The 21,538-nt window shown below is 49.6% G+C and carries 25 protein-coding genes; 2 read left to right on the top strand and 23 right to left on the bottom strand.

Annotated features, from left to right (window positions below):
* Positions 1–2: 2 nt before the first annotated feature.
* The 10 genes from ACJJIB_RS01820 to ACJJIB_RS01775 are packed head-to-tail and all read right to left on the bottom strand — an operon-like array spanning position 3 to position 7,926.
* Complete coding sequence (locus tag ACJJIB_RS01820; RefSeq protein ID WP_444887669.1) at positions 3–437, bottom strand: acyl-CoA thioesterase; 435 nt, start codon at positions 435–437, stop codon at positions 3–5.
* Positions 427–1,986 carry an HAL/PAL/TAL family ammonia-lyase gene (locus ACJJIB_RS01815; protein WP_444887668.1) on the bottom strand — a complete coding sequence of 520 codons (1,560 nt, stop codon included), beginning with the start codon at positions 1,984–1,986 and terminating at the stop codon, positions 427–429. Before ACJJIB_RS01815 ends, ACJJIB_RS01820 begins: the two co-directional genes overlap by 11 nt.
* A complete protein-coding gene (locus tag ACJJIB_RS01810) occupies positions 1,983–2,906 on the bottom strand; it encodes a lysophospholipid acyltransferase family protein (RefSeq protein ID WP_444887667.1) in 924 nt (307 codons plus the stop codon). The genes ACJJIB_RS01815 and ACJJIB_RS01810 overlap by 4 nt, the downstream gene beginning before the upstream one ends.
* Complete coding sequence (locus ACJJIB_RS01805; RefSeq protein ID WP_444887666.1) at positions 2,903–3,643, bottom strand: glycosyltransferase family 2 protein; 741 nt, start codon at positions 3,641–3,643, stop codon at positions 2,903–2,905. Before ACJJIB_RS01805 ends, ACJJIB_RS01810 begins: the two co-directional genes overlap by 4 nt.
* Positions 3,636–5,342, bottom strand: coding sequence for an ApeI family dehydratase (locus ACJJIB_RS01800; protein WP_444887665.1), 1,707 nt, complete (start codon positions 5,340–5,342; stop codon positions 3,636–3,638). The genes ACJJIB_RS01805 and ACJJIB_RS01800 overlap by 8 nt, the downstream gene beginning before the upstream one ends.
* Positions 5,343–5,351: 9 nt before the next feature.
* Entirely contained in the window at positions 5,352–5,903 is a 552-nt protein-coding gene (locus ACJJIB_RS01795; protein WP_444887664.1) for a COG4648 family protein, read from the bottom strand.
* Positions 5,900–6,154, bottom strand: a complete 255-nt coding sequence (locus ACJJIB_RS01790) for an acyl carrier protein (protein ID WP_252084036.1) — start codon at positions 6,152–6,154, stop codon at positions 5,900–5,902. Before ACJJIB_RS01790 ends, ACJJIB_RS01795 begins: the two co-directional genes overlap by 4 nt.
* Positions 6,155–6,165: 11 nt before the next feature.
* Complete coding sequence (locus ACJJIB_RS01785; protein ID WP_444883316.1) at positions 6,166–6,423, bottom strand: ApeE family acyl carrier protein; 258 nt, start codon at positions 6,421–6,423, stop codon at positions 6,166–6,168.
* A complete protein-coding gene (locus ACJJIB_RS01780) occupies positions 6,420–7,205 on the bottom strand; it encodes a lysophospholipid acyltransferase family protein (protein ID WP_444887663.1) in 786 nt (261 codons plus the stop codon). Before ACJJIB_RS01780 ends, ACJJIB_RS01785 begins: the two co-directional genes overlap by 4 nt.
* Complete coding sequence (locus ACJJIB_RS01775) at positions 7,195–7,926, bottom strand: beta-ketoacyl synthase chain length factor (protein WP_444887662.1); 732 nt, start codon at positions 7,924–7,926, stop codon at positions 7,195–7,197. Before ACJJIB_RS01775 ends, ACJJIB_RS01780 begins: the two co-directional genes overlap by 11 nt.
* A 521-nt stretch (positions 7,927–8,447) precedes the next feature.
* Between ACJJIB_RS01775 and ACJJIB_RS01770 the strand changes: the two genes are divergently transcribed.
* Complete coding sequence (locus tag ACJJIB_RS01770) at positions 8,448–9,155, top strand: 4'-phosphopantetheinyl transferase family protein (protein WP_444887661.1); 708 nt, start codon at positions 8,448–8,450, stop codon at positions 9,153–9,155.
* A 68-nt stretch (positions 9,156–9,223) separates the two neighbouring features.
* On the opposite strand, the gene ACJJIB_RS01765 is transcribed toward ACJJIB_RS01770, so the two are convergent.
* From ACJJIB_RS01765 to ACJJIB_RS01725, 9 genes are all read right to left on the bottom strand, one after another.
* Entirely contained in the window at positions 9,224–10,843 is a 1,620-nt protein-coding gene (locus ACJJIB_RS01765; protein ID WP_444887660.1) for a M28 family metallopeptidase, read from the bottom strand.
* A 149-nt stretch (positions 10,844–10,992) separates the two neighbouring features.
* Positions 10,993–11,736, bottom strand: a complete 744-nt coding sequence (locus ACJJIB_RS01760) for a hypothetical protein (protein WP_444887659.1) — start codon at positions 11,734–11,736, stop codon at positions 10,993–10,995.
* Positions 11,737–11,746: 10 nt separating this feature from the next.
* Positions 11,747–12,157 (bottom strand): ACT domain-containing protein, encoded by a 411-nt coding sequence (locus ACJJIB_RS01755; protein ID WP_444883311.1) that lies wholly within the window; start codon positions 12,155–12,157, stop codon positions 11,747–11,749.
* A 186-nt stretch (positions 12,158–12,343) separates the two neighbouring features.
* Entirely contained in the window at positions 12,344–13,066 is a 723-nt protein-coding gene (locus tag ACJJIB_RS01750; RefSeq protein WP_444887658.1) for a hypothetical protein, read from the bottom strand.
* A 78-nt stretch (positions 13,067–13,144) separates the two neighbouring features.
* Positions 13,145–13,630: a hypothetical protein gene (locus ACJJIB_RS01745; protein WP_444887657.1), complete on the bottom strand. Its 486-nt coding sequence runs from the start codon at positions 13,628–13,630 to the stop codon at positions 13,145–13,147.
* Between the two features lie 276 nt (positions 13,631–13,906).
* A complete protein-coding gene (locus tag ACJJIB_RS01740) occupies positions 13,907–14,371 on the bottom strand; it encodes an ecotin family protein (RefSeq protein ID WP_444887656.1) in 465 nt (154 codons plus the stop codon).
* A gap of 45 nt (positions 14,372–14,416) precedes the next feature.
* Positions 14,417–15,637: a c-type cytochrome gene (locus tag ACJJIB_RS01735; RefSeq protein ID WP_444887655.1), complete on the bottom strand. Its 1,221-nt coding sequence runs from the start codon at positions 15,635–15,637 to the stop codon at positions 14,417–14,419.
* Positions 15,638–15,749: 112 nt separating this feature from the next.
* The gene (locus tag ACJJIB_RS01730; RefSeq protein WP_252084024.1) at positions 15,750–16,436 is read right to left on the bottom strand and encodes a thiol:disulfide interchange protein DsbA/DsbL; all 687 of its coding nucleotides are present in this window, start codon (positions 16,434–16,436) and stop codon (positions 15,750–15,752) included.
* Positions 16,437–16,665: 229 nt separating this feature from the next.
* Positions 16,666–17,325 (bottom strand): c-type cytochrome, encoded by a 660-nt coding sequence (locus ACJJIB_RS01725; protein ID WP_444883307.1) that lies wholly within the window; start codon positions 17,323–17,325, stop codon positions 16,666–16,668.
* A 124-nt stretch (positions 17,326–17,449) separates the two neighbouring features.
* On the opposite strand from ACJJIB_RS01725, the gene yihA reads away from it, so the two are divergent.
* Positions 17,450–18,118 (top strand): ribosome biogenesis GTP-binding protein YihA/YsxC, encoded by a 669-nt coding sequence (yihA, locus tag ACJJIB_RS01720; protein ID WP_252084022.1) that lies wholly within the window; start codon positions 17,450–17,452, stop codon positions 18,116–18,118.
* A 133-nt stretch (positions 18,119–18,251) separates the two neighbouring features.
* On the opposite strand, the gene ACJJIB_RS01715 is transcribed toward yihA, so the two are convergent.
* The 4 genes from ACJJIB_RS01715 to ACJJIB_RS01700 all read right to left on the bottom strand — a co-directional run bounded on the left by ACJJIB_RS01715 (position 18,252) and on the right by ACJJIB_RS01700 (position 21,221).
* Complete coding sequence (locus tag ACJJIB_RS01715) at positions 18,252–18,488, bottom strand: hypothetical protein (RefSeq protein WP_444887654.1); 237 nt, start codon at positions 18,486–18,488, stop codon at positions 18,252–18,254.
* Positions 18,460–18,918, bottom strand: a complete 459-nt coding sequence (locus ACJJIB_RS01710) for a hypothetical protein (protein ID WP_444887653.1) — start codon at positions 18,916–18,918, stop codon at positions 18,460–18,462. The genes ACJJIB_RS01715 and ACJJIB_RS01710 overlap by 29 nt, the downstream gene beginning before the upstream one ends.
* A gap of 693 nt (positions 18,919–19,611) precedes the next feature.
* The gene (locus ACJJIB_RS01705) at positions 19,612–20,580 is read right to left on the bottom strand and encodes a ribose-phosphate diphosphokinase (protein ID WP_252084020.1); all 969 of its coding nucleotides are present in this window, start codon (positions 20,578–20,580) and stop codon (positions 19,612–19,614) included.
* Positions 20,577–21,221, bottom strand: coding sequence for a dienelactone hydrolase family protein (locus ACJJIB_RS01700; RefSeq protein WP_444883305.1), 645 nt, complete (start codon positions 21,219–21,221; stop codon positions 20,577–20,579). The genes ACJJIB_RS01705 and ACJJIB_RS01700 overlap by 4 nt, the downstream gene beginning before the upstream one ends.
* Positions 21,222–21,538: the final 317 nt, after the last annotated feature.

Here is a 21,538-nt window from a genome sequence, read left to right as displayed (position 1 = left end):
CACTAATTTACCCCCAATTTTTCCAGCAAAATTGGAGGCGATGCGAACAGCATTTCGGCACTACTTATTTCGACAGCTACCTGTACGGTATGTCCTTTTGTTAAGCGTACACCGGTATCTCTATCTGTTATTGTATAATTGATCTTAAATCGATTTTCATATTCAGAAACCTCAGCGCAAATAACAATCCATTGCTGAAATCGTAAAGGCTTTGCATATCGTACGCGCAAATCTATGACCGGCCAGGCAAAACCTGATTCCTTCATTTGTTGGTAGTTATATTCCAACTGATCAAACAATGCACAGCGGGCAATCTCAAAGTACTTTGCATAATGCCCATGCCAGGCTATCTCCATCATATCCACATCGTGGAAAGGAATTTGTAATTCAACTTGCGCCGCCCATTTTTCAGGGCGCATCGATTTATTAGTTTTCATATAAGCGCCAATGTCTTTGCTGAATTAACGAAACAAATTTTCTCAACGGCTGTTCAAGCTCTCTATCTTCCTCCAGAAAAGAAAATTCATCTCCTATCTGCCTGATTGTGGTATTAAGAGCGGTAGATAATTTTTCCAAATCCACTCCCCCACTACGAGCTCGAAGCTGAATGCCCTGCCAAGCAACCATCAGTGCCGCTGCGGTTGTTTGCTCCGTTAACTGTAATACCCTGATACAGTCCCTGGCAGAAATGGTGCCCATACTGACCTTATCCTGGTTATGACACTCCGTTGATCTGGAAAAAACACTTGCGGGCATGGTCTGCTTTAGTGCTTCAGCAGTCCAGGCACTCGCACCAATTTGGACAGCCTTAAAGCCATGGTTAATCGATCTTCGAGGCCCGGTTACACCTGATAGGTTTGCCGGGAGCCCATTATTGAACTTAACGTCTACCAGTTGGGCTATTTGTCGATCCAGTAAATCAGAGAGGTTTGCTACCGCATTCTTCAGGCTATCCATGGCGAAGGCTATATGCCCACCATAGAAGTGCCCACCATGAAGCACCCTTTCATTTTCACCATCGATGATCGGGTTATCATTGGCACTGTTTAGTTCGTTATGAATAAACTGCTGGAGCCAAGGCAGAGAGTCCTGTAATACACCAATTACATGGGGAGCGCACCGAAGTGAATAGCGATCCTGCAATCGGCTATTTTGTCTTGGAGCCGCACCAACATTGAGGTCGTCATGAATCCACTTTGCAATCTGGTTTTGACCGGGGTGAGGCTTCACTGCAAAAAGCGCGCTATCGAAATGATAGGCATTGCCATCCAACGCAACGCTCATCATGGAGGTAATACGAGCACTCAGCTGTGCGAGGTATTCTGCCCGTTTGTAGGCTAAGCACGCTAAGCCAGTCATTGCGGCGGTGCCATTCATTATCGCCAAACCCTCTTTTGGGTATAGCTTTAATGGCTCAATCTGTAATTCATCGAATACCTCTGCAGTATCTCTATGATGGCCTCGGTACCAAACTTTGCGCTCCCCACACAAAACCGCAGCAACATAAGACAGCGGGGTCAAGTCGCCACTGGCTCCCACAGAACCCTCTTGGGGAATTACCGGAATAATGTCTTTCTGAAGTAACAGAACCAATTGCTGCATAAGCCGATATCGGACCCCTGAACTGCCCTTTGCAAGGCTGGTAATCCGGGCTGCGACAATCGCTCTACTCTGCTCAAGAGTAAAGACTTCCCCCATTCCACAACCATGGAAGGTAAATAATCGATGAGGTAACTCTTCCACCAGATCTGCAGGAATACTTTCGGTACAAGAATCACCATATCCAGTGGTTACTCCGTAGATCACACCTTCCTTCTGCCAAAGGCTATCCAGGAACTCGGCACCGCGATTTATCCTTGCGACAAAGCACTCTTCATCAGATAGAGAGATATCGCCACGGCCAGCTGCAATGGTATTTACCTGATCAATAGATAGATCTGTGCCATCAAAGACTATTTGGGTTCGTTGTAGTACTGCTGAATTCATTTTTGCTGATCCCAGAACGGGTAAAAGTTATACCATTGCAAAGGTGCTATATGACAATAGCGTTCCAACCGTCGTGCAAACTCCTCGACAAGAGAGCGAATATGCCCCTCTCTGTCACCGCGTTTCATCACAACGCGATCGCAGAGTTTTTCCATATAAATATCGTATCCGGAAGTACTGCGCAGGCAGAAAAGTGTGTACACCGGGCATTTGAGCAGCGCAGCAAGAATATAGGGCCCCTGGGGAAAAGGCGCTTTTCGCCCTAGGAATTCTGCCTCGCAGGTGCGCCCCATTGAGTTAATCGGTGTTCTATCACCGACAATAACAACCAGCTCCCCGGCTTCAACAGCCTCGGAGAGTCGCATCGCTAAAGCGGGAGTTACTTCTGTCACCTGGATAAGCCGCACTTGACTCAGGGGGTTGAGCATCTTCATCATGCGATTAAATTTCACCGCATGCTTTGTATGCACCAACACATTTACCCGTACCTTTGTCAGGCTGCCAAGTGCCCTGCAAACCTCCAGGTTCCCGAGGTGAGAGCCAATAATTAATCCACCCTGGCCACTAGCGGCCAACTGGTGAAGACCTGCTCTTTCTGGGAAATTTACCTGACTATCCGGGATACCCACAAACCAGGCTTCAAGCTTTTCTCTAGCGCTGTTAGCAAAATTAAGAAAGATTCTAAATCCGGTTTTCCAATTCGGTTCTATACCGCTAGATGGGTAGCGTTTAGTGAATAATTCCAAGTACTCCTGGATCGAATTGCGGCCACTCTGATTTTTTAGGTAATAGCATAAAACTACCGGGTATACCGCAACTTTAAAGGCAATCGGACCCAACCAGTGGTGCAACCAGAATAAGAATTTGATACCCAGGAAAAAGCCTTGTTCCCGGTATTTTGACCAGTGTAAATTACTCACGCTTTTCGCCCTACTGTCGAAATACGCAGAGTTCTGGCCAACATGCCAAAAAATAGACGGGTGTGCATTGCCGATATAAGGAAGTTATCCTCAAATCCCCGGAAATGGGAAACGCCATCTATTGGGTAGCTCACATTAACTGGTACCTGGCAGAGACCGCCTTTGCTCCAATACCACCGTACCAAGATCTCTGGATCAAAATCCATTCGATCACCGGTATACTCGTTATCTAACAAATCTACAGTTCGAGATAAGGGATAACAACGCAGCCCACACATGGAATCCTTAATCTCCAGAGAAAGAGTATTAATCCAGATCCATACATGAGTTAGATAGCGTCCCCACAAACGAACTTTAGGTACTGATTTATCGTATTGCGGATAGCCACAAATCAGTGAATCAGGGCACTTTCTGCTTTTCTCTAGGAATTGAGGTATATCAGCGGGGCTGTGTTGACCATCGGCATCGACTTGAATTCCATGACTATATCCAAGCGCTTTCGCAGCTCGCAGACCACTTTTTACCGCAGCACCTTTTCCACCATTAGCCTGGCGAACAACCAAGTGAACCCGGGAACCGTAGCTCTGCTCTAACCGCTGCAGTTCAATTCTACAGGGTTCATCACAGCCATCATCTACCAGAATGTAAGGCAGGTTAAAGTCATCCAGAGATGCTAGCGTCTCTGCGATTGCCCCCTCATGATTATAAACGGGTATTACAAAACAAAAGTTAGACATGGCTGAAGCACAACCTACCACTACTATATTCTAAATTGCCATCTTGAGTGTTCCGAAAAGAATAATTTAATTTGTTCTTTTCCTGGCTGAACTCCAAAGATAAAGTGACAGCATCACCGGGCATCATTAACTGCTTAAATTTAATCACTTCCATTTGGGTAAACGTACTGCCGGCTTTTACAAGTGGGCGGCCAAAATGCATAGCCCAATCCAGCTGTACTACTCCCGGCACTACCGGTGAGCCTTCAAAATGACCATCCAAGCAAGGCAAATCGTCATTAACCGTAAAATTAACTTCACGAGTATTATCTAATATTTCGCTGCTAATAATCTGTGGCACCATTGCTGCCGGAATTTCATCAAAAAGTTGCATTAGCAGGTCTCTCGTTATTTTTCCCTGTAAGTTAACGGGGATTTCATCAACAAAACGCCAAGAACGTGGCACAGCCACGCCATCAAGATCCTTGGCCAGGGTTTCTCTAAGTTTACGAACAAGAGAAGCCTTTCCTTTCTTTTGTAATAGTTCTTTCCCGGATTCCGTTAGTGTGGCAACAGCGGCAACTATTTTTCTTTTACGCTCCAGAACAAGTGCATTGGCTTTTACAATATATGAGCTACCAACTAATAGGGACTCAACTTGTGTAAGAGAAATTCTTTTCTCTTCAATCTTAACAATGCGATCAGCCCGCCCCTTAAGTTCAAACATACCGTCTGTACTTATTTGTACTTTGTCCTGACAAATAAACTCCTTGGGTAACCACGGAGAAGAGACTTTGAGTAATCCATTGCTGGTTTTTGCAATGTTCACTCCTTTTAGTGGACTCCAACTTTTCTGACGTAATTGATTACGCCAGGCAATCCCCCCGGTTTCAGTGCTTCCATAGACCTCTATAGGCTGGATTCCACACAACTGATCAATCGCCTTTGCGTCTACTTCCAGTAAAGGCCCCCCAGAAGAAAAGATATCTACCAAGGATTTTCCCAACGCCCATGGCCAGGAAGAAATACGGCGGCTTAACTGTGCAGGGCTTGCAACCCACACGGCAGGCCCCCACTTGTGGGCGTCTTGGAGTAATCCCACAATATCCACATAAGTCTTACTAACAAATCGACGCCCGCTGGCTAGTGGCCACAGTAATTTAAACAGTAAGCCATATATATGCTGATGGCTTACTGTTGCCAAAGTAGTTGTATTAGCTACCCGGGGTGACCACTTAAGATTATGGGCCTTAACCTCATTGAGCAGTTGATATAAGGTTTTATCAACGGTTTGTGGTTCACCACTGGTTCCTGATGTGAATAATTGAATACCAGCATCAAAACAACTGGGAACAGAAAGCTCCTCTCTACATTGATCCGGAATATTTATACTAAATGCCGAGCTATCTTCCCAGCTGCCCAGTAATAGGGTTTGCTCACCCAGTTTTTGCTGGGTAAATCGCTTATTATTTGCCGGTATAACAACGACTTCACAACAAGACATAGCAGCAAAAAAGAGCAGGCTAAACTCGTAACTATCTTCACAGAAAATGGCAGCTCTTTTGGACCCAGTTTCGTTAAGGGATTTTTTTAGCTTTCGCTCAATAAATGCCAATTCACGTTTAAATTGGGCGAAAGAAATTTCCCCACGACTTGAATAGCTAACTATTGCTTGGTCATTCGAGTAACCAAACACTTGTTCAAACTGTACTTTGTCCACGGCCTTAACTCACACCTTATTTTGGACACGACGACGCAGTAGCCATTCACCGCCCATCATAGTTCCCATTAGCACATATGAAACAAGGCCATTGTAAAGAGTCCAGACTTTCATATCGCCGTTTAAAACAGTTGCCAGTGCGAGGCTTCCATTAATTAAAAAGAATAGGCACCATGCCTTGGTAACCTTTCGTGTATATAGAATACCTTCAGGTGGTAAATCTGGAGTCTTAAGGCGAGCAAGCCGTTCTACTAATGTTTGTGGTTGACTCAAACTGTATAAAAACAGTGAAAATAAAATCTGGTTACAAAGTACTGGATACCAAAGAAGTCCACTTGAATCGCCCCTTAACCAGGAGACGCCAACAACAAAAGCCAAGGCCACGGCCATTAGCTTGGTGCCAATCGCCTTATTCGCGCCGCCAAACAATACCCTTGAAACCGCAACAATCAACAGCAGTAACAGAATACTACTTAAAGACAAGTATTCTATGCCAAAATAAATTGCCACAGGGTACAGTGTCAGAACAATGACCAATATTAGCTGCGCGAATCGACTCACTTCTCCGCCATTACCTTTTCAATTGCACCAACTACATCTCCAACAGTTCTTACACTTTTGAATTCTTCAGGTGCAATTTTCTTTCCAGTAAGCTCTTTTAAACGAACTATCAGGTCAACCGCATCAATGCTATCTATATCCAGATCATCAGCAAGGTGGGCTTCTTCTGTTATATCCTCTTCATCAACCTCAAACATCTCAACAAGGATTTCGGTCAATTTTGGAAAAATGTCTTCTCTATCTTTCAACATACATATCTCTCTTACGCGCGGCTACCATTAACAAATTTTGCCAGGCTGTTCACACTAGCAAAATGTGATTTGGTATCTTCATTTTCTGCATCGATAGATATGTTATATTTCTTCTGCAATGCCAGACCTAGCTCAAGCGCATCAATGGAATCCAAACCTAGACCTTCACCAAATAAAGGCTCATCTGCGATGATTTCCTCTGGTGTAATATCCTCTAGGTTTAGAACCTCAATAATCAGTGTCTTTAGCTCTTCAACCAAATCATTCACGCAGCACACTCCTCAGTATAAAATGCTTTTAATTCTTGGGTAACTTGCCTGGCTACCAATGGGCTTTCGCTTTTTTCTTTCATTTTGAGAATCTCCCAAGATTCAGAGACATCAAATTCAAAATGTGGCCGTGATAACGGAATGCTGTACCACGGGATATTTTTCATCAGCATTGGCGGGTTGCAGTGAATGGTAACCAGAGTCGGACTAATACCAGAACGAAGTGCCATATAGGCAGCCCCCCGCTGGAACTTGAATGGTTTCCCTGGCACAGAGCGGGTTCCTTCCGGAAATAAAACCACTGACTCCCCTTTTTTCAAAGATTTTGAGGCAAGCTCAATTATTTTTTCCGGGTCATCATTGGGAATATAACCCGCAGTCATTACAGCTCCACGCATAAAGGGATTTCGAAATAGACTCGCCTTTACAATACAGTTTGCATTAGGTATTCGAGATATAAGAAAAACGACATCAATAAGAGTGGGATGATTAGCCAGTATTAATTGGCCGGGCTCTTGCAGTTTAATCTCACCCTTGAAATCATAAGTATATATCCCTGTTTTGTGCATAAACCCAATAAACAAACGGAAAGCATAATGTATGATTAACCTCGCCTTACGCATACGTACATTTGCATTAGGGTATAAAATTCTGAGAGGTGGAAATAAAATAAATCGAAGGATCAGACCACCAAAACCAAATAGACTAAACGCAACGGCAGTGGCTATCAGCCTAAACCAATACCGATCATACCTCTTGCCAGACTCCAAATTAGTTTGCATTGATTAGTAACTCCCACCCTTTGGCAACAGGTACTTTTCCTGAATTTTTAATAAGTGCGCTTATCAGAGGTAGCTGATAATCTGCCTCTTCAAATGCCGTTTTTAGTCTGACGCTCGAAGAATTTACCAAAGTCACTCCAGTACCCTTACTTCCCTCAACTGGTAAGGTTAAGAGTAAAGCTGTAGCACAAACACCTGAGGGACTTTGGCTGCTAGGGTGATACATTTCTGGCAGGGGTTCCTCACAAAATATCAGCAGTATTTCTTTTGCACCTTCCCGCAAAATACCGTTAGCTTCCATTAAACCTGCCAGTAATGGATAGTCACCACCCGCTAAAGCAAGAGCTGGAGATCGTACTTTATTCGCTATAGACAATTGGCCGGCGATCGCATTGTGTACTGATAAACCAAACGCCGTAGGGGATAAATCTTCTTCCGCAGCAACCCCCTGTAGAAGAGAGTAAGTTCTCATCGCCTCTCCGTGCACAGAGCAACACAGCAGGGGGATATCTCTCTGCTGCAGAAGTGGGTAAGCACTATTAAATACGGCTTTAGACAATGGGCTCAGGCGGCGCCTGAGCATCGCCGGAAGAAAGGAGACATCAGCCAGGGTATCTTCCTGCAGTTCTAACTCGCCACTGTGCCATCGATGCCAGTCCGCAGGTTCCGAAACCCCCGCATACCAAGCTCGCCAATCGGAAATTAAAAATTCAATAGACAAACTACTCTTATGGAGCTTGACTCCAACCCTCAATATCAAGCCTTAGTATCCAGCCAGCTCTACCATTGTTTTTAGGTGGCTTTTTGAGCTTTTCGTGACCGGCAACAGGGCGGGAATGGTACACAAAATGATCAATTCCCGCTAGCAAAAGAACCTTCAATTGGGACTGGTGAGTTTCTTTATTACACCTAAATACACGAGAACTATTCCTTTGGACAGTTCTCGTATACTAGCACCCTTAATTTCACTGGCATAAGGTCAACTTAAGCCTTCGTGGGCCTCTAAAAATGATAAAGCTCTCACCAAGAATAAAATTCCCTTAAGGTGACAACTTAAAGGAAAAAGCTCTAAACTTAAGAATGATCCTTAATTGCCCAATCCGGCATTTATGGTCTATTTCTGAGGCATTTCTGAAGATGCATGTACCCCATCTTTTCCTCAACCATTTACCATGAGAGCCGTTCTGCTATTCAGCTTTGTTAGTGATTACAATCTAAGTCTGAATCGATAGATAAGACTTTATGCTTTATTTTACTTGCTCTTCATTCAAAAATTGGCCTGAGGATTGGCAGGCAAACTCATCTTTCTTATTGAGTGACACGGAACATTTACGTTTAAAAAACATTCGCAACCCGAATCGGAAAATGCAATTTTTAGCCGGGCGCCTACTCGCGAAAACCCTTATTGCTGAACGGTTCGGATGCCACCCTTCTGATCTGGAAGTTGACCCTAAGAACCCTACAGTTGCCAATTTCTCAGGAACCCCTATTGTCAACCTCTCAATCAGCCATACGGCAGACTACCTTGCAGTCTCCATTGGAAAAATTCCGGTTGGTATTGACTGTGAAAGAGACCATCCCAAAAGAGATTGGCTGGCAATAGCCCAGAATTACTTTAGCTCCTATGAGGTGTCCTGGTTACAAAGCTTACCGATAGCCCTCTTAAAGCAAGAGTTTATAAAATCTTGGACCATAAAGGAGGCGCTTGCCAAGTGCAGTGGTGATCCACTCGGTAAGCTGCTTAAAGTCTCTTCACTGGTCGGCCAAGTAGAAAATTGGCCTGAACCCTATTCTGAATACCGATGTTGGAGTGGGCAGCCTGAAGAAGATATCTACCTTTCACTTGTAGTTAGGCCTAGGCCCAATTTTACTTCTAAAGAGGTAATAGGTACTTACCGCAATAGTTTTAAAGGCCCTGCAACTCGAGAAATTCGACTGAAAGCTTCATGACCTGGAGATTCCCTGCTCAAATTAGCCAGGTATCAAGGGAATCTCCAATAACCACTAGTGCACGCTAACTACTGGCTAAACAGGTCCCCAAAGAAATCTCCCTCATACCATGAAGGCTTATCCGCAGCATCCGCCACTTCCCTGGCAATTAGATAATTAACTTCGGTGAACTGCCTAGCAGCTGCATAGCTCACCCCAGCATCAGGCGCATCTCCGGGTTTGTGATAGCTCTCTTTCAGGAATGCCACTTGTTTAGCGGTACCATCAATATTCGGGTCCTGAGCTTCGCGCCCAGTAATTAGGTAAATAGAGGGCACACCGCGGCGAACGAAATTATAGTGATCACTACGAACAAAGATCACTTCTTCAGGCATGGGATCAGGGCTCAATTTTAAACCGCTGAGTTTTGCCGCATGTTCCGCAATCTGGCCAAGGGACGAATGCTCGGCACCAAAGGCAATAATATCGCGGAATGGGTAGAGCAGCATGGGCATATCCAGATTGATATTGGCCACGATGGACTGCAGAGGTACGGTAGGGTATTCGGCAAAGTAGTCCGAGCCGAGTAATCCTTTCTCTTCCCCGGTCACCGCAACAAACAATAGAGAGCGTCGCGGTGCTTGGCCAGACTCCGCAAACAACCGTGCGGTTTCCAGCATTACTGCGATACCTGCAGCGTTATCTTGAGCGCCATAATAAATCTGGCCATCTTCTTTTTTACCGATATGGTCCAGGTGTGCAGAGAAGACCACATATTCATTTTTAAGCACCGGGTCGCTACCCGGTAATACGGCCACAACATTGGGGCTACGCACTTCCTGATGCTTAGAGCTTGTACTCAGGGCAGCACGGTAAGGGAGCGAAAATCCACGGGGATTTTGACCTTTTTCCATAATGCTGAAGATAGCTGCGAGGCTCTGTTGGGCATCGTCGAAGAGTTTGCTCGCCGCATCGATATCGAGCAATACACCAGGATACAAACCGGGGATAGCGCTGCCCGGCTCGCCTTTTCGGTTTACCCAGTCGAAAGTCTCATCGTGACGATGCTCCGCATAGCGCACAAAGGGGCGGCGCTTCTCACGTTCGGGGGTATAAATGGTGATATAACCCACCGCACCATGACGAGCAGCGGTCTCACCCTTGTTGCGACTTGATGCATAGTGAGCCCCCACTTCACTGGGCAGACTCTTCGGGCGACCACTCAGTATCACTGCAATCTTACCCTTCACATCCAATCCGGCATAATCATCTAGGCCATAGTCCGGCGCTTCAATTCCGTAGCCAACAAACACCAGCTCGGCCTCCAAGCGTGCCTGCTCACTGGACGCAGAAGGCGAGGTGATAAAGTCCTCCCCGAAGGCAAAGCCGACCTCACCTTTGCCCCCCTTTAAAACAAAAGTCGGCTCAGTGCCATTCCAGCTGGCACTACGGAAAGGTACATCCTGAAAATACCCCTGCTCACCAGCCGGAGCGAGCCCCATGGATTGGAACTGCGCGGCCACATATTGCGCCGCCTTGAGGTAGCCTTCGCTGCCTGTGTCTCTTCCCGCCAGCTCTGCAGAAGCCAGGTAATTCACATCCCGACTGATATTGTCGATATTCGCGCTTGGGGCTGTGCTGGTGGAAACTGGCATACAGGCCACCAGCAGCAACGACAGCAGGCCGCTGAGCAGGACTTTTCTTTTCATCGGATTACTACTTCTCGAATAAATCTTTGCGGTCTGCCAGACAGAACCAACACCGCACCAAAAAGGAGCGCAATCTTACCACGTTCAGACTTAGCGCAGAGCACCAAAATGTGAGTGATCACTTACTTGAAAGGATTAATATATAGAATTCAGGCGGCCTTGTAGAGACCAGGAAAGGCTCGGCTTATTGCGGCGGTCACTTCCTCATGGGCCCGATCCGCACAAAACTCTCCATGGGCTGCCAGAAAGTGTAGGAAGGGCAGCTGTAGCAGGCGCTCAAAATCCTCCTGCAGCCAACAGCGTTGGTCCCGGCCTTCAGGAGTCATCCGTGTTCGCCAGGCAGGCGGTACCTGCATCCCCGAGCGCATACCGGACAGTCGCAGCAGATTTCGGCCAAACCAGCTACAACCGCTCCACTTCCCCCAATACTGCAGAGCATCACAGCCCAGCAACAGGCCGTCATTGAAGGGCAACCACCAGAATGCCTCTGGGTAACGGCTGTAACGCAGTTCCACGAAGCGACTGCCGGGTATTGGACAAATTCCACCATCCCTCACCAACCTATCGGCACTGGGTGGATAAAAGTTCGAACCGGTCTGCCGCCAAAAAGTCAGATCAAAATGGTCACGGTAATAAAGATCATCCTGGCCGTGATGGTAGCCAAGACGCACTGCATGAGCTATTCGGCCGAGATCCTGCAACTTCTCTTCTTGCGCTGGGCGCAGGCGTATCGGGTTCACCAGTATCAGCTCTTCCTGCCAACGCACAATGGCCATGTTGCGGTTAATGGTAACCGCCGGAGCCAGTTTTACGGTCCCAGGGACGAAGAACAGGTCTGGTAGTAGTTGGCGAATCTCGCCGTGGGGCTGGGGTTTAGGGTAATTAATACGCACTGGCAAGCGCTCAGGTGTAATACACCCGATTACTGAGCCCGCGTAAAAGCTGTAAGGCTCGCTGCGCGCTCTCTTCAGGGACAAAGACATGATCGTGACGCAGGGCATTTACCATATTCGCCACTATGCCCGCATCAGCCAGCTCCCTGGCGACTGTAGCGGTAAGGCCCACCGCACTGAGACCGGAAAAGACCTGCAGGGTAATTTGTCTGAAGGGCCCGCTGGAAGCAATCCCATACTGCTGTGCCAAGCATCTGGGTAAGATCGCGCTCATCCCCTCGCCTTCGCGGAAGATACACAGGCTTTGAGTCAAGACTTCTTCGAGCCGAGCATCCGACACCTGGCAAAACACGTAGGTTTCCTCATGTAACTTTGGGCACATATTTCTCAGGATATTTGCGAGGGAAACTTCTGCAGTCATATCCGGTTTGCCGTTGAAAAAACCTGCTGTGAAAATACTCAGCGAATGGTTACCAGTCAGAAACCACCTAGTGTAATTATCCAGAGGGAACATTTCCCACAGGTAAAACTACATGGCCATAAGACCTGCTTGATCATCACGTTCTATTAATGGATGACAACACCACTGTCTCAGAGGTTTTTTATTTTAATTTCGCTGACGGGTTTTCACCCTCTTTTTATTGGTTTTTTTCAGCTCCTCTCCTTCTAGCTCTGGCTCGCCCGGAGCTGGTGCAGTATTCACCTCTAAATCGGGGGAATCTTTCTTTTCCCAGCGTTGCAACATTCTATCAATCGCTTTTTCCAGACGCACACGAGGGAACTCGGGACAGGGAGCACCCTTGCCAGGATCATGCCAGGCAGATAATGGTGCAACAAAAACAATCAGAGATTTATGCAAGCGATCCCGACCGATACTCACTTCCGTCCAGGTAGTCTGCCAGGCAAATTTACCTCGCACTGAATAATCGCTCTCATAGGATTTTAAAGTGAGAAAATAGGGATATATTTTTCCTCTGCGGCAAATGATTCTACGACCGGTTTTTATATTGGCCATTTGGGTGAAAGGATCAAAATACCAGTGGATATCGTAGCCAAAAGCAAATTGCATTTTTCCGTCATGTGGGAGAAAAGCGTAGGAGCGGCCAGTACCATCGGGTTTTAGACTCCATACATGGCGGGCCTCCCCATCTCTGGAGATTAGCCAGGCACCTACCCACTGGCTGGCATTCAGCTTGGATTGAGCGTGCCAGCCCGCATTGCGCTGCTGTGTCTGTTCACTCTGTTTTTCTTTTTTTTTCTGCTCCTCCTTGGCAAAAGCTGAAAATGCTGTGAGCAAAAATACCAGAGTCAAAACCAAGGACTTTTGCATCACAGCTCTACTCCAATGTTCGGCGCTCCCCTCCCTGAGTGGAAAATTCCTGTTTTGTTTCTTACTCGGACCCAAAAATCAGCTGGCAATGTTGGGGCAGTTGCTACCCGCTTTAGGCGTACTCCAGTCACTCAATCGGCGCTGGAAACTCAGTAACCCACCGCCAGCCTGCAGCCAGTGCCGCCCGTCTATTACGGCAAATAACAGAGTGGAGCGGCTCCAACCACGAAACGCCACCGAGACCACACCGCCCTTACAGCTAACGGAAGCACCGGTGCGGACCCGCACACGATCACCATCCAGTTGCCAGTTAATGGCAAAGCCATGAGTCAATCTGCCACCGGAGTTAAAGCCATAGGCATAACCGGAGCCATCGGCATTGAGTTGCCAAACCAGTTGGTCGTCACCTTCACTCACTACCAACCAGTTGCCAGCCCACCTTTGTTGAGCTGATTCCGCCGTTGCCATCGAGGGCAATAACAGGAACAGCATTAAGGCAATGGCACAACTCTGTCGTATGGCGACAAACACAAAATTCGAAGGGGGATTACGCAAATACTTCATGCGCTGCTCTACCGTAAGTGCTCCACGGTAAGAACCGCGGAAAGGGGTTGCTGTAAACGGCGGCTGGCGTCACCGCCAATTTTCCTGGCCGGTTACGGCCACAGGCCAAAAAAACCGGCGTGAAAAATCGCACAGGCGCTATTTTTCACATCCCTTGCTTAGTAAGGCTAGACGCTAAATCCCACAGTGGCATTAGAAGCATTAAAAATATTTATTGAGGCGCCACTATGGGGGAGTGGAATTAGAAAGGCTGTTAGATAGGGCTACGAGCAATCATTATTTTGAGTGAGCATCAGACAGGTTTTTATCCGCACGCCACACACGGTATTTCAATTGGACGCCCTCCGGCAGATACACCACCAGGGGCTGGCTACTTGAATAAGGCAGTATCAGGCCGTTACCGCGCACGCGGATAAAACGGCGCGATTCGGAATCGGACCCGCAAACTTTACTGGTACCTTTGGAGGGCTTTGGTTCTGCCAGCACATAATAGGGGTAACCCCAACCCGGTAGAACCTGGCGCTGTAAGGGCGCGCTATAACTGCGCAGGTTGCAATCGGCCAATGCATTCTTGCCTGGCACTAACTCAACCATAAAGCGGCTCTCATCGACCACCTTGGGCAACTCAATAACATGGCGCCGCTTACCCTCAACTTCTGCAGGAAAGGCATCTAGCGGTTCGGCCGCCTGAAGCGGCACCACACAACAGAGAATAAGAGCGGAGAATAAGGATCTTGCCACGGCGACTTCCTCACGGCTGATCAGCTGATTTGGCGCACAAACCCTTTAAAGTCTAGACCGCTTTCTCCAGCGCAGTCCCCACCAAAGTGACACCCCCAGTGCCAGTGCCAATGCAAAGAGCAATGCCGCCCATAAATAGCTGATGTGTCCCCCCGGCATTGGTTCCAGGCGTGCTCTGGCTCTTCCCAGCAAGGTGCCTAAATTTTGAATTGAAGCGATCACATCAGTATTGGGCGCGTTTGAGAGCACTTCTCGGCGCAATGTTTGCCATTGGGCTTGTAACTTGCTGTACAAAACCCGGTCGCTCATTTCAATGGATTGCTGTAACGGCTTATAGCCCTCTCGATAGGCAAGCATCAATTTGTGATAAGCACCGGCATTGTCACCGCCTCGATAAGCGGTTTCCGCCAAGCTTAGTAACCCCTCTGCGCGAGTAAGGGGGTGTTCGAGGGAGCGGATCAGGTGCGGGTGGCCCCGCCACCACAATAAGGCACTCCTGGCATCAGTAGGCAACTCAATCGGTCGGGTTACCGCCATACCCGGCAGACTGATCAGTGCTGGATAGCGCTCGGCAAGATCGGCGGAGGGTGGCAGCTGATTTTTTACGGCAAAAGCGGCCACCGTCACCGCGAGAGCCCAGCGCTGGCGACTATTTAAGGCGCCATCAACCCGCTCGCTATGCACGCTATGCACGCTATGCACGCTATGCACGCTATCCACGTTAGGGTCGAGAGTATTGTAGAGGTCATAAAGACTGAAACTCGCCATCCGCCTAGCATCGCGTAGATCGGGCAGGGCTCCATCACCCTGGCCCCATCTACCGTGGCAGCTGGCGCAGCGCTGTTGGAAAAGGGGAGCAGCCAAGCTGGCTGAAGGCAGTGAGTGGGCTGGTGAACGCTGCATTTGATAGAGAGCCGCCAATCGGTCGGCTATCTCATTGGCGCGCCTTCGCACTTTTTCAGCATCCTCGCGTCGGCTCAAAGCCGCCTGTAACCCTGCCATGCTGTTTTCCAGGGCTGAACGGCCCGGTTTATCTGGCAACTTCCGCACCAGATCCAGCGCCTCGGCAGCATGGTCTTGCTGGAGTTGATAGAGACCTGTATCGATAATTTGGCCTTTATCGATGGCATCCCCGTAACCCACAGCGATATAGGAAAGCAGGTTGCTCGCGCGCGCGGCAAGCTTGTCATTTTCCGCGACCTGCTGCGCCCAAAGAGATTGAACTGAGAGGGCCAGCAAGAGTAGTAAAGTCCATGAATTTCGCAAAAATGACTTCCTGTTACTGGCAGATAACGAAAGGGGTGGTAGTCGTTAATTGTGGCAAACGCCTAGATACAAAAAACCCCGCACTGGGCGGGGTTTGTTTTCAGATGGGCTATTAGCCTCGATCGGCGCGCTCCTTGGCGATCAAGTAATCCGCTACTTGCAGCATCAATTCCTGACCATTGCTTTTGCCCTTGTAACCCGGCAGAGAGGAGCTGATACGGTACTTACCAGCCACAACCACTTCAGGTGTACCAGTCATTTTATAGGCGCGCTGATTGGCAACACCCTGCTTGACCTTGCTGTTAATGGCGAAGGAGTTCATCAACTTGGCCGCTTTAGCACCATCGGCGCCATGCTTGTTAAATAAGGCTTCAATAGCAGCCAGGTCGGGCTTAAAGTTGCGACCTTCACGAATCGCCAGCATTTGGCGCTGGTTGTAGATGGTGTTGAACAGCGGAGTGTGCATTTTTTCCAGAACACCCATGGCATCAGCCACGTAGAACAAGCGGGCGTGAACATCCATCACTGGCTGCCAGATAGCCGGCAGCTTCACCAAGGAGACATCACTGGGCATTTTTTCTTTCCAGCGCTCCAGGGTCGGTTCGAAATGAAAGCAGTGGGCGCAGCCATACCAGAACATCTCGGTCACTTCGATTTTATTGGCGTTTTTTTGCGCTACCGCCTGTGGCAGCACTTGATAGTGTTGGCCCGCCTTGAATTCACCGCCTTCTTGGGCGCAGGCGACTAGGCTGAACAACACAGCCAAAACCATCGTTATAGGGGCGAGAACTGCTCTCATAAGTCTTCTCCAGCTTGTACATTCGTGGTTCGAGCGCCTGATTTGGCGGCATACTGTCGGGCCACTGAGGACACAATAGACAGCGCAGATTATTTAAGTTCCCAGCGCCAGGCGCAAGGAAAGGTCGCAAAAGTGGCAATACTTTACCCAATTCCCGCCCACTTGAGCGAGCGTCGGGCACAAAAAAGGCCGGTGTGTGACCGGCCTCTCGTTACTGTGGCTAACCCTTTTAGTCGGTCAGACCAGCGATATAGTTGGCAACCGCCTTGATCTCTGCATCGGAGAGCTGCTTGGCAACGGTGCGCATGGTGCGAATCTCACCATCATTGGCACGAGTACCCGCACGGAAGGCTTTCAGCTGCGCTTCAATATACTCCGGATACTGACCGGACAGACGCGGATAACCCGCTGGTGCATTGCCCTGACCAGTGGGAGAGTGACAGCCCATGCAAGCCGGTACGCCAGTTTCTTTATTGCCTGCGCGGAACAGCTTGCGGCCAAGGATTAGGCTATCGACACTGTCACCACTATTAAGCATCACCGGGAAGGCTGTGGAGCCAGTCAGCTGCATTGGCTGGGAGGCGAAGTAGGCGGCGATATCCTGTAGGTCTTGGTCGTTAAAGTTATCCAGCTGACCGATCATCTGCGGTATGTCGCGAGTTTTGCTCTGGATGTCTTGGAGCTGCTTATAGAGGTACTTTTCACCGAGGCCAGCGATTTTGGGGAAAGCCGGTGACAGGCTGTTGCCATCAGCACCGTGACAGGCGGCGCACTGGGCGGCCTTAGCCTTGCCCGCAGCAGCATCGCCAGAAGCCATTGCAAAAGGTACGGCCCCCAAGCCGAAAACCAAACCGAGTGCCAGAGCAGTGTTCTTGATAATGCTGTTCATACGTCGTCCCGTTGCGCGCTGAAATATGGCGTTTCGTGTCGCCCCCGATAGTCCTGCGACGCGAAAACCGCGGCATTATATACTTGCGCGCCAAGCGAGTGTACTGAATCAGCAGACTTAAACGATGCCAATTAACAAATTTGAAGCCCAACCACAGAAACTGAACTATCGTTCCATACGATTTCTCACCAGCGCCCCTACTCTGGCACAGTGTCCTGAAGACATTGGCGCCGAGGTGGCCTTTGCCGGCCGCTCCAATGCGGGCAAGTCCAGCGCCATCAATGCCCTGACCAGCAACAACAAGCTGGCGCGCACCTCTAAAACCCCCGGGCGCACCCAGCTGATCAACTTTTTCAGCCTGTCAGAAGACCAGCGCCTAGTAGACTTACCGGGCTATGGCTACGCCAAGGTAGCCCGTGCTATGAAAGACGAGTGGCAGCGCCATCTGGCCGAGTACCTGGAGCAGCGCACCTGCCTGCGCGGCCTGGTGTTATTAATGGACATACGCCAGCCTCTCAAGGAGTTCGATCTGCATATGCTCACCTGGGCGGTAGAGGCCGGACTGCCCGTGCATATCCTGCTTACCAAGGCCGATAAAATGAAAAATGGCCCGGCCAACAACGCCCTATTCGCCGTGGAGAAATCCCTCAAGGAGCAGGGGTTGAGTCGCGGCGTAACCCTACAGACCTTTTCTTCACTGAAAAAAACCGGCCTCGACAAGCTGGAGCGCAAGCTAAACACCTGGCTGGCGCCCCAGACCGATGCTGAAGTGCCAACCGAGACTGAAAGCTAAAGCAAACTCTGGGGGAGACGGGATCCAGTTACGCCTTGGCACGCGGTTCTGCTCAGTGAACATCTAGGCCAAAGCCACCGATCTGCAAGTCAAAGCGATGATCAAGGGGGTCGGGGGCTCCAAGATCACCCAGTCAGTTCCGGCCCGGCGAAATATGCTCTCCCCCGGGCAACAGCGAACGCAGTAGCAACTCGCGCAGACGACGTCGCGCTTGGGGGGTCGCACAGTGCAGCGCCTCTGCGCAAAGGGCACGCTGTGCTAACAGATCCACCAGGGTATCCTCGCAAATAGCAACAGTGAGCAGATGCGAGGGTTTTTCGACCTCTGCTGCCGCCTCCCCTTTAGTGCAACTGCAGGTTCGCCCCGCCATGGGATACGAGCTTTCCCCCGACAAGTAAGGGTGCCGGCTCGTCGTCCCCATCCGTATAGAGTGCGCTGATGCAGTCAGCGGCAAGCCGCTGTTTATCGCGATCTCCCAGTTGGCGGGCGAGAACAGAACTGGCTCCAACAAGGAGGTAGTGGTGGTGTTTTTCATCTCCCTGCTTCCGATAAGCCGCCATTAATTGAGCGGCACATTCACTAAAACGTGTTGCAGATACGGCATAGCTGGGCCACTCGCTCGTGAGCAGCATTCCCGCCACATCAAACGCGCAACCCAGGTAGGGAATCGCCTCACTATGATTTCCCTCTTCGTACAGCATCCTGCCGCGCTCCATCCAATCCAACCACGCCTGTTCCGCACGATCGTTATTCTCAATCAGCCACTGGCGGTGATTAGCACATAGGTAACGTAAATTCACGGTAACCCCCCTGTTAGGTTTACATTAAAGATAATGAGAAACATTATCATTTACAAGTGCATTTGAGTGAAAGAGACAAATGAAAAGACTTTTGGGGAGGTGTTGAGAACAAGATATAAAAAAAGCCGGCAGATGGGGGCTGCCGGCTAGGGGTCAGTGCCCTTGGGGTGGGGCACTTGCCAGACGCACCCAGGGGGACGGGTACGTCTGAGGGTTCCTCTACATATGCAAACACCTTGCATATTGGAAGGTTAGGCTGGCTCAGATTCGTTTCCCAGCCAGTAAACACCACGATCAGAGGTGCGCGAATACTATGCCCTTTAATCACTAATTTCCGGAAATAGGTTCCAAAGACATCAATAAATCAGCAGCTAATGAGAAAGGTCCAGAGTGGCGGAAAACAAATCCTCCTGCGCGCAGACAAAAAAAACCCCGGGGTTGGGGATTTCCGGGGTTAAAAAGCTGAACGCTTTGGGGTTAGGGAGCAACAATGATCTGTTTTATTCGATAGGACATTTGCCCCGTTTGTTCCCATTGCTTAAGTAAATAAATGTAAATGCGGCTCAGGGGCGGAAAAAATAACGCGTGATAGAAATGGAACGGATTTCAGAAGAGTATTTATGCGCCAACATTGAGTAAGACAGATGTGAAGCAGAGAGTTACTTTGTCGATAAGACTAATTTGCTGAAAAAATTAAAGTGTAAGCTCACTCACCGGACCACAATCATGCAGGCGCCTAATCGCTTCCGCCATCAATGGGGCGCAGTCGAGTAGATGGAAACTCTGTGGCAAATTTAACTGGGGTAAAGAGTTGGTCACTGCCACCGCCTCCAGGGGTAGTTGTGACAAGTTTGAGAAAGCATCGCCACTAAATTGGCCGTGGCTGGCCAGTGCCAGGATACGCTGCGCCCCGCCTCCATGGGCAGCTTCCACCGCCCGACAGAGCGTTGCCCCACTGGCGATAAGATCATCCACAACCAACACGACCGCCCCCTGCACTTCCCCCACCAAGGTGCCCCCGCTGATTTTTTCTCCACTGCGATACTTCTCGACGAAAGCGCAACCTACTGGGCGCCCCAGACGCTCACTCAGGGCCTCGCGCAAGGCCTCCGCGCGCTTTATACCGCCCTCATCCGGCGATAATACCGACAGTGGTCGCGGTTCCGCCAACAGCTGACTCAGCGCAAATTCCAGTAACAGCGATTCCGACAGCAAATGTAAGGTGCGGCAGCGAAAAGCATTCTCGAACGCAGCCAGGTTGTGGGCATCAAGAGTTACAACCACCTGAGTCCCCACGGCCTCAAACAAACTGGCCAGATAGCGAGTGGGCAGTGGATCGTGTAATTTGGTGCGCCGGTCTTTGCGTCCGTAGCAAAGGTAGGGCATTACTGCGGTAATACGTGCCGCCCCTGCATCGCGCAGTGCGCCAATGAAGAACAAACAACGCAGCAGTTTTTCATCGACACTACTGCAATGGTCCCTGTATAGGGATTGCACCAGGAAGACATCCGCCCCCTCGACATCATCCAATGGGCGCACTTTATGCTCACCATCGGCAAAGCATCGCTCTTCGTGACGAGCTAGTGGTTCACCCAGGGCTGCAGCCACACGACCAGCAAAATCGGCGCCGGCATCCAGGCTAAATAGTTTCAGTCTACTCATAGTAAACTCGCACGAAACCAGCGCTCGGTCATGCGCACTACTTCATCCATGGCACCGGGTTCCTCAAATAAATGACCGGCGTGGGGTATCAAGTGCAAGCGGGGCTCATTGACCATATGATTTAGGGCCTCTTTATTTAATTCCAGCACCTGCTTGTCATCACCGCCTACCAACAACAGCGTGGGCGCCTTAACCAGGGGTAGATCGGAACCCGCCAGGTCCGGTCTGCCGCCCCGTGAAACCACCGCTCCCACCAGGGACGGACGCTCGGCGGCGGCAATCAACGCTGCCGCAGCCCCAGTGCTGGCGCCGAATAGTCCGATATGCAGTGTCCGTGTAGTTTCCCCATGTGCGGCCCAATCGATCACTTCCACCAGGCGCCGGGCACTCAGGTCGATATCAAAGCGGTATTCGCTGGTAGCCTCATCTGCACGGGTTTCCTCTTTGCTGAGCAGATCAAATAAAAGTGTGGCAAATCCATCATCGTTCAGACGTCGAGCCACGGCGATATTGCGCGGACTGTTGCGGTTACTACCGCTGCCATGGGCAAAAATCACCAGCGCACGCGCCTCCTGGGGCAGCGTGAGAGAAGCCTGGAGAGTTTTGTGCTCCGCTGCCAACGCTATAGTTTTGTTCTGCATTGATGGCCCTCTCGGTAACCAGGGGACAGGGGCAGTTAATAATCCTAGCCGCCCAGGCGTTGTGGCAAACGAATGAAATCTTTGTAGTGCTCAGACTAGACCAGATGAACGCCAGCGGGCCTACGGGAATTACTTGTGTCGCTTAATCCATGAAAAAGCGAGAGCTGTAGAAGGGTTTAATTTGAAGGCAAAAAAAATGCCCCGGACTTGGGGGAGTTCCGGGGCAAACATCTGACTTCCTTGGGGGATGATGACGCATTCCAACGATCTTGCCTTTTTAGAGGGGATGTCGCCGGAACAGTTCCACGATTTCGCGC

It is taken from the genome of Microbulbifer mixtoriginis (SeqCode), assembly GCF_052467705.1.
The sequence above is the reverse complement of the archived record's forward strand: the minus strand, read 5'-3'. Positions and strand labels throughout refer to the sequence as shown.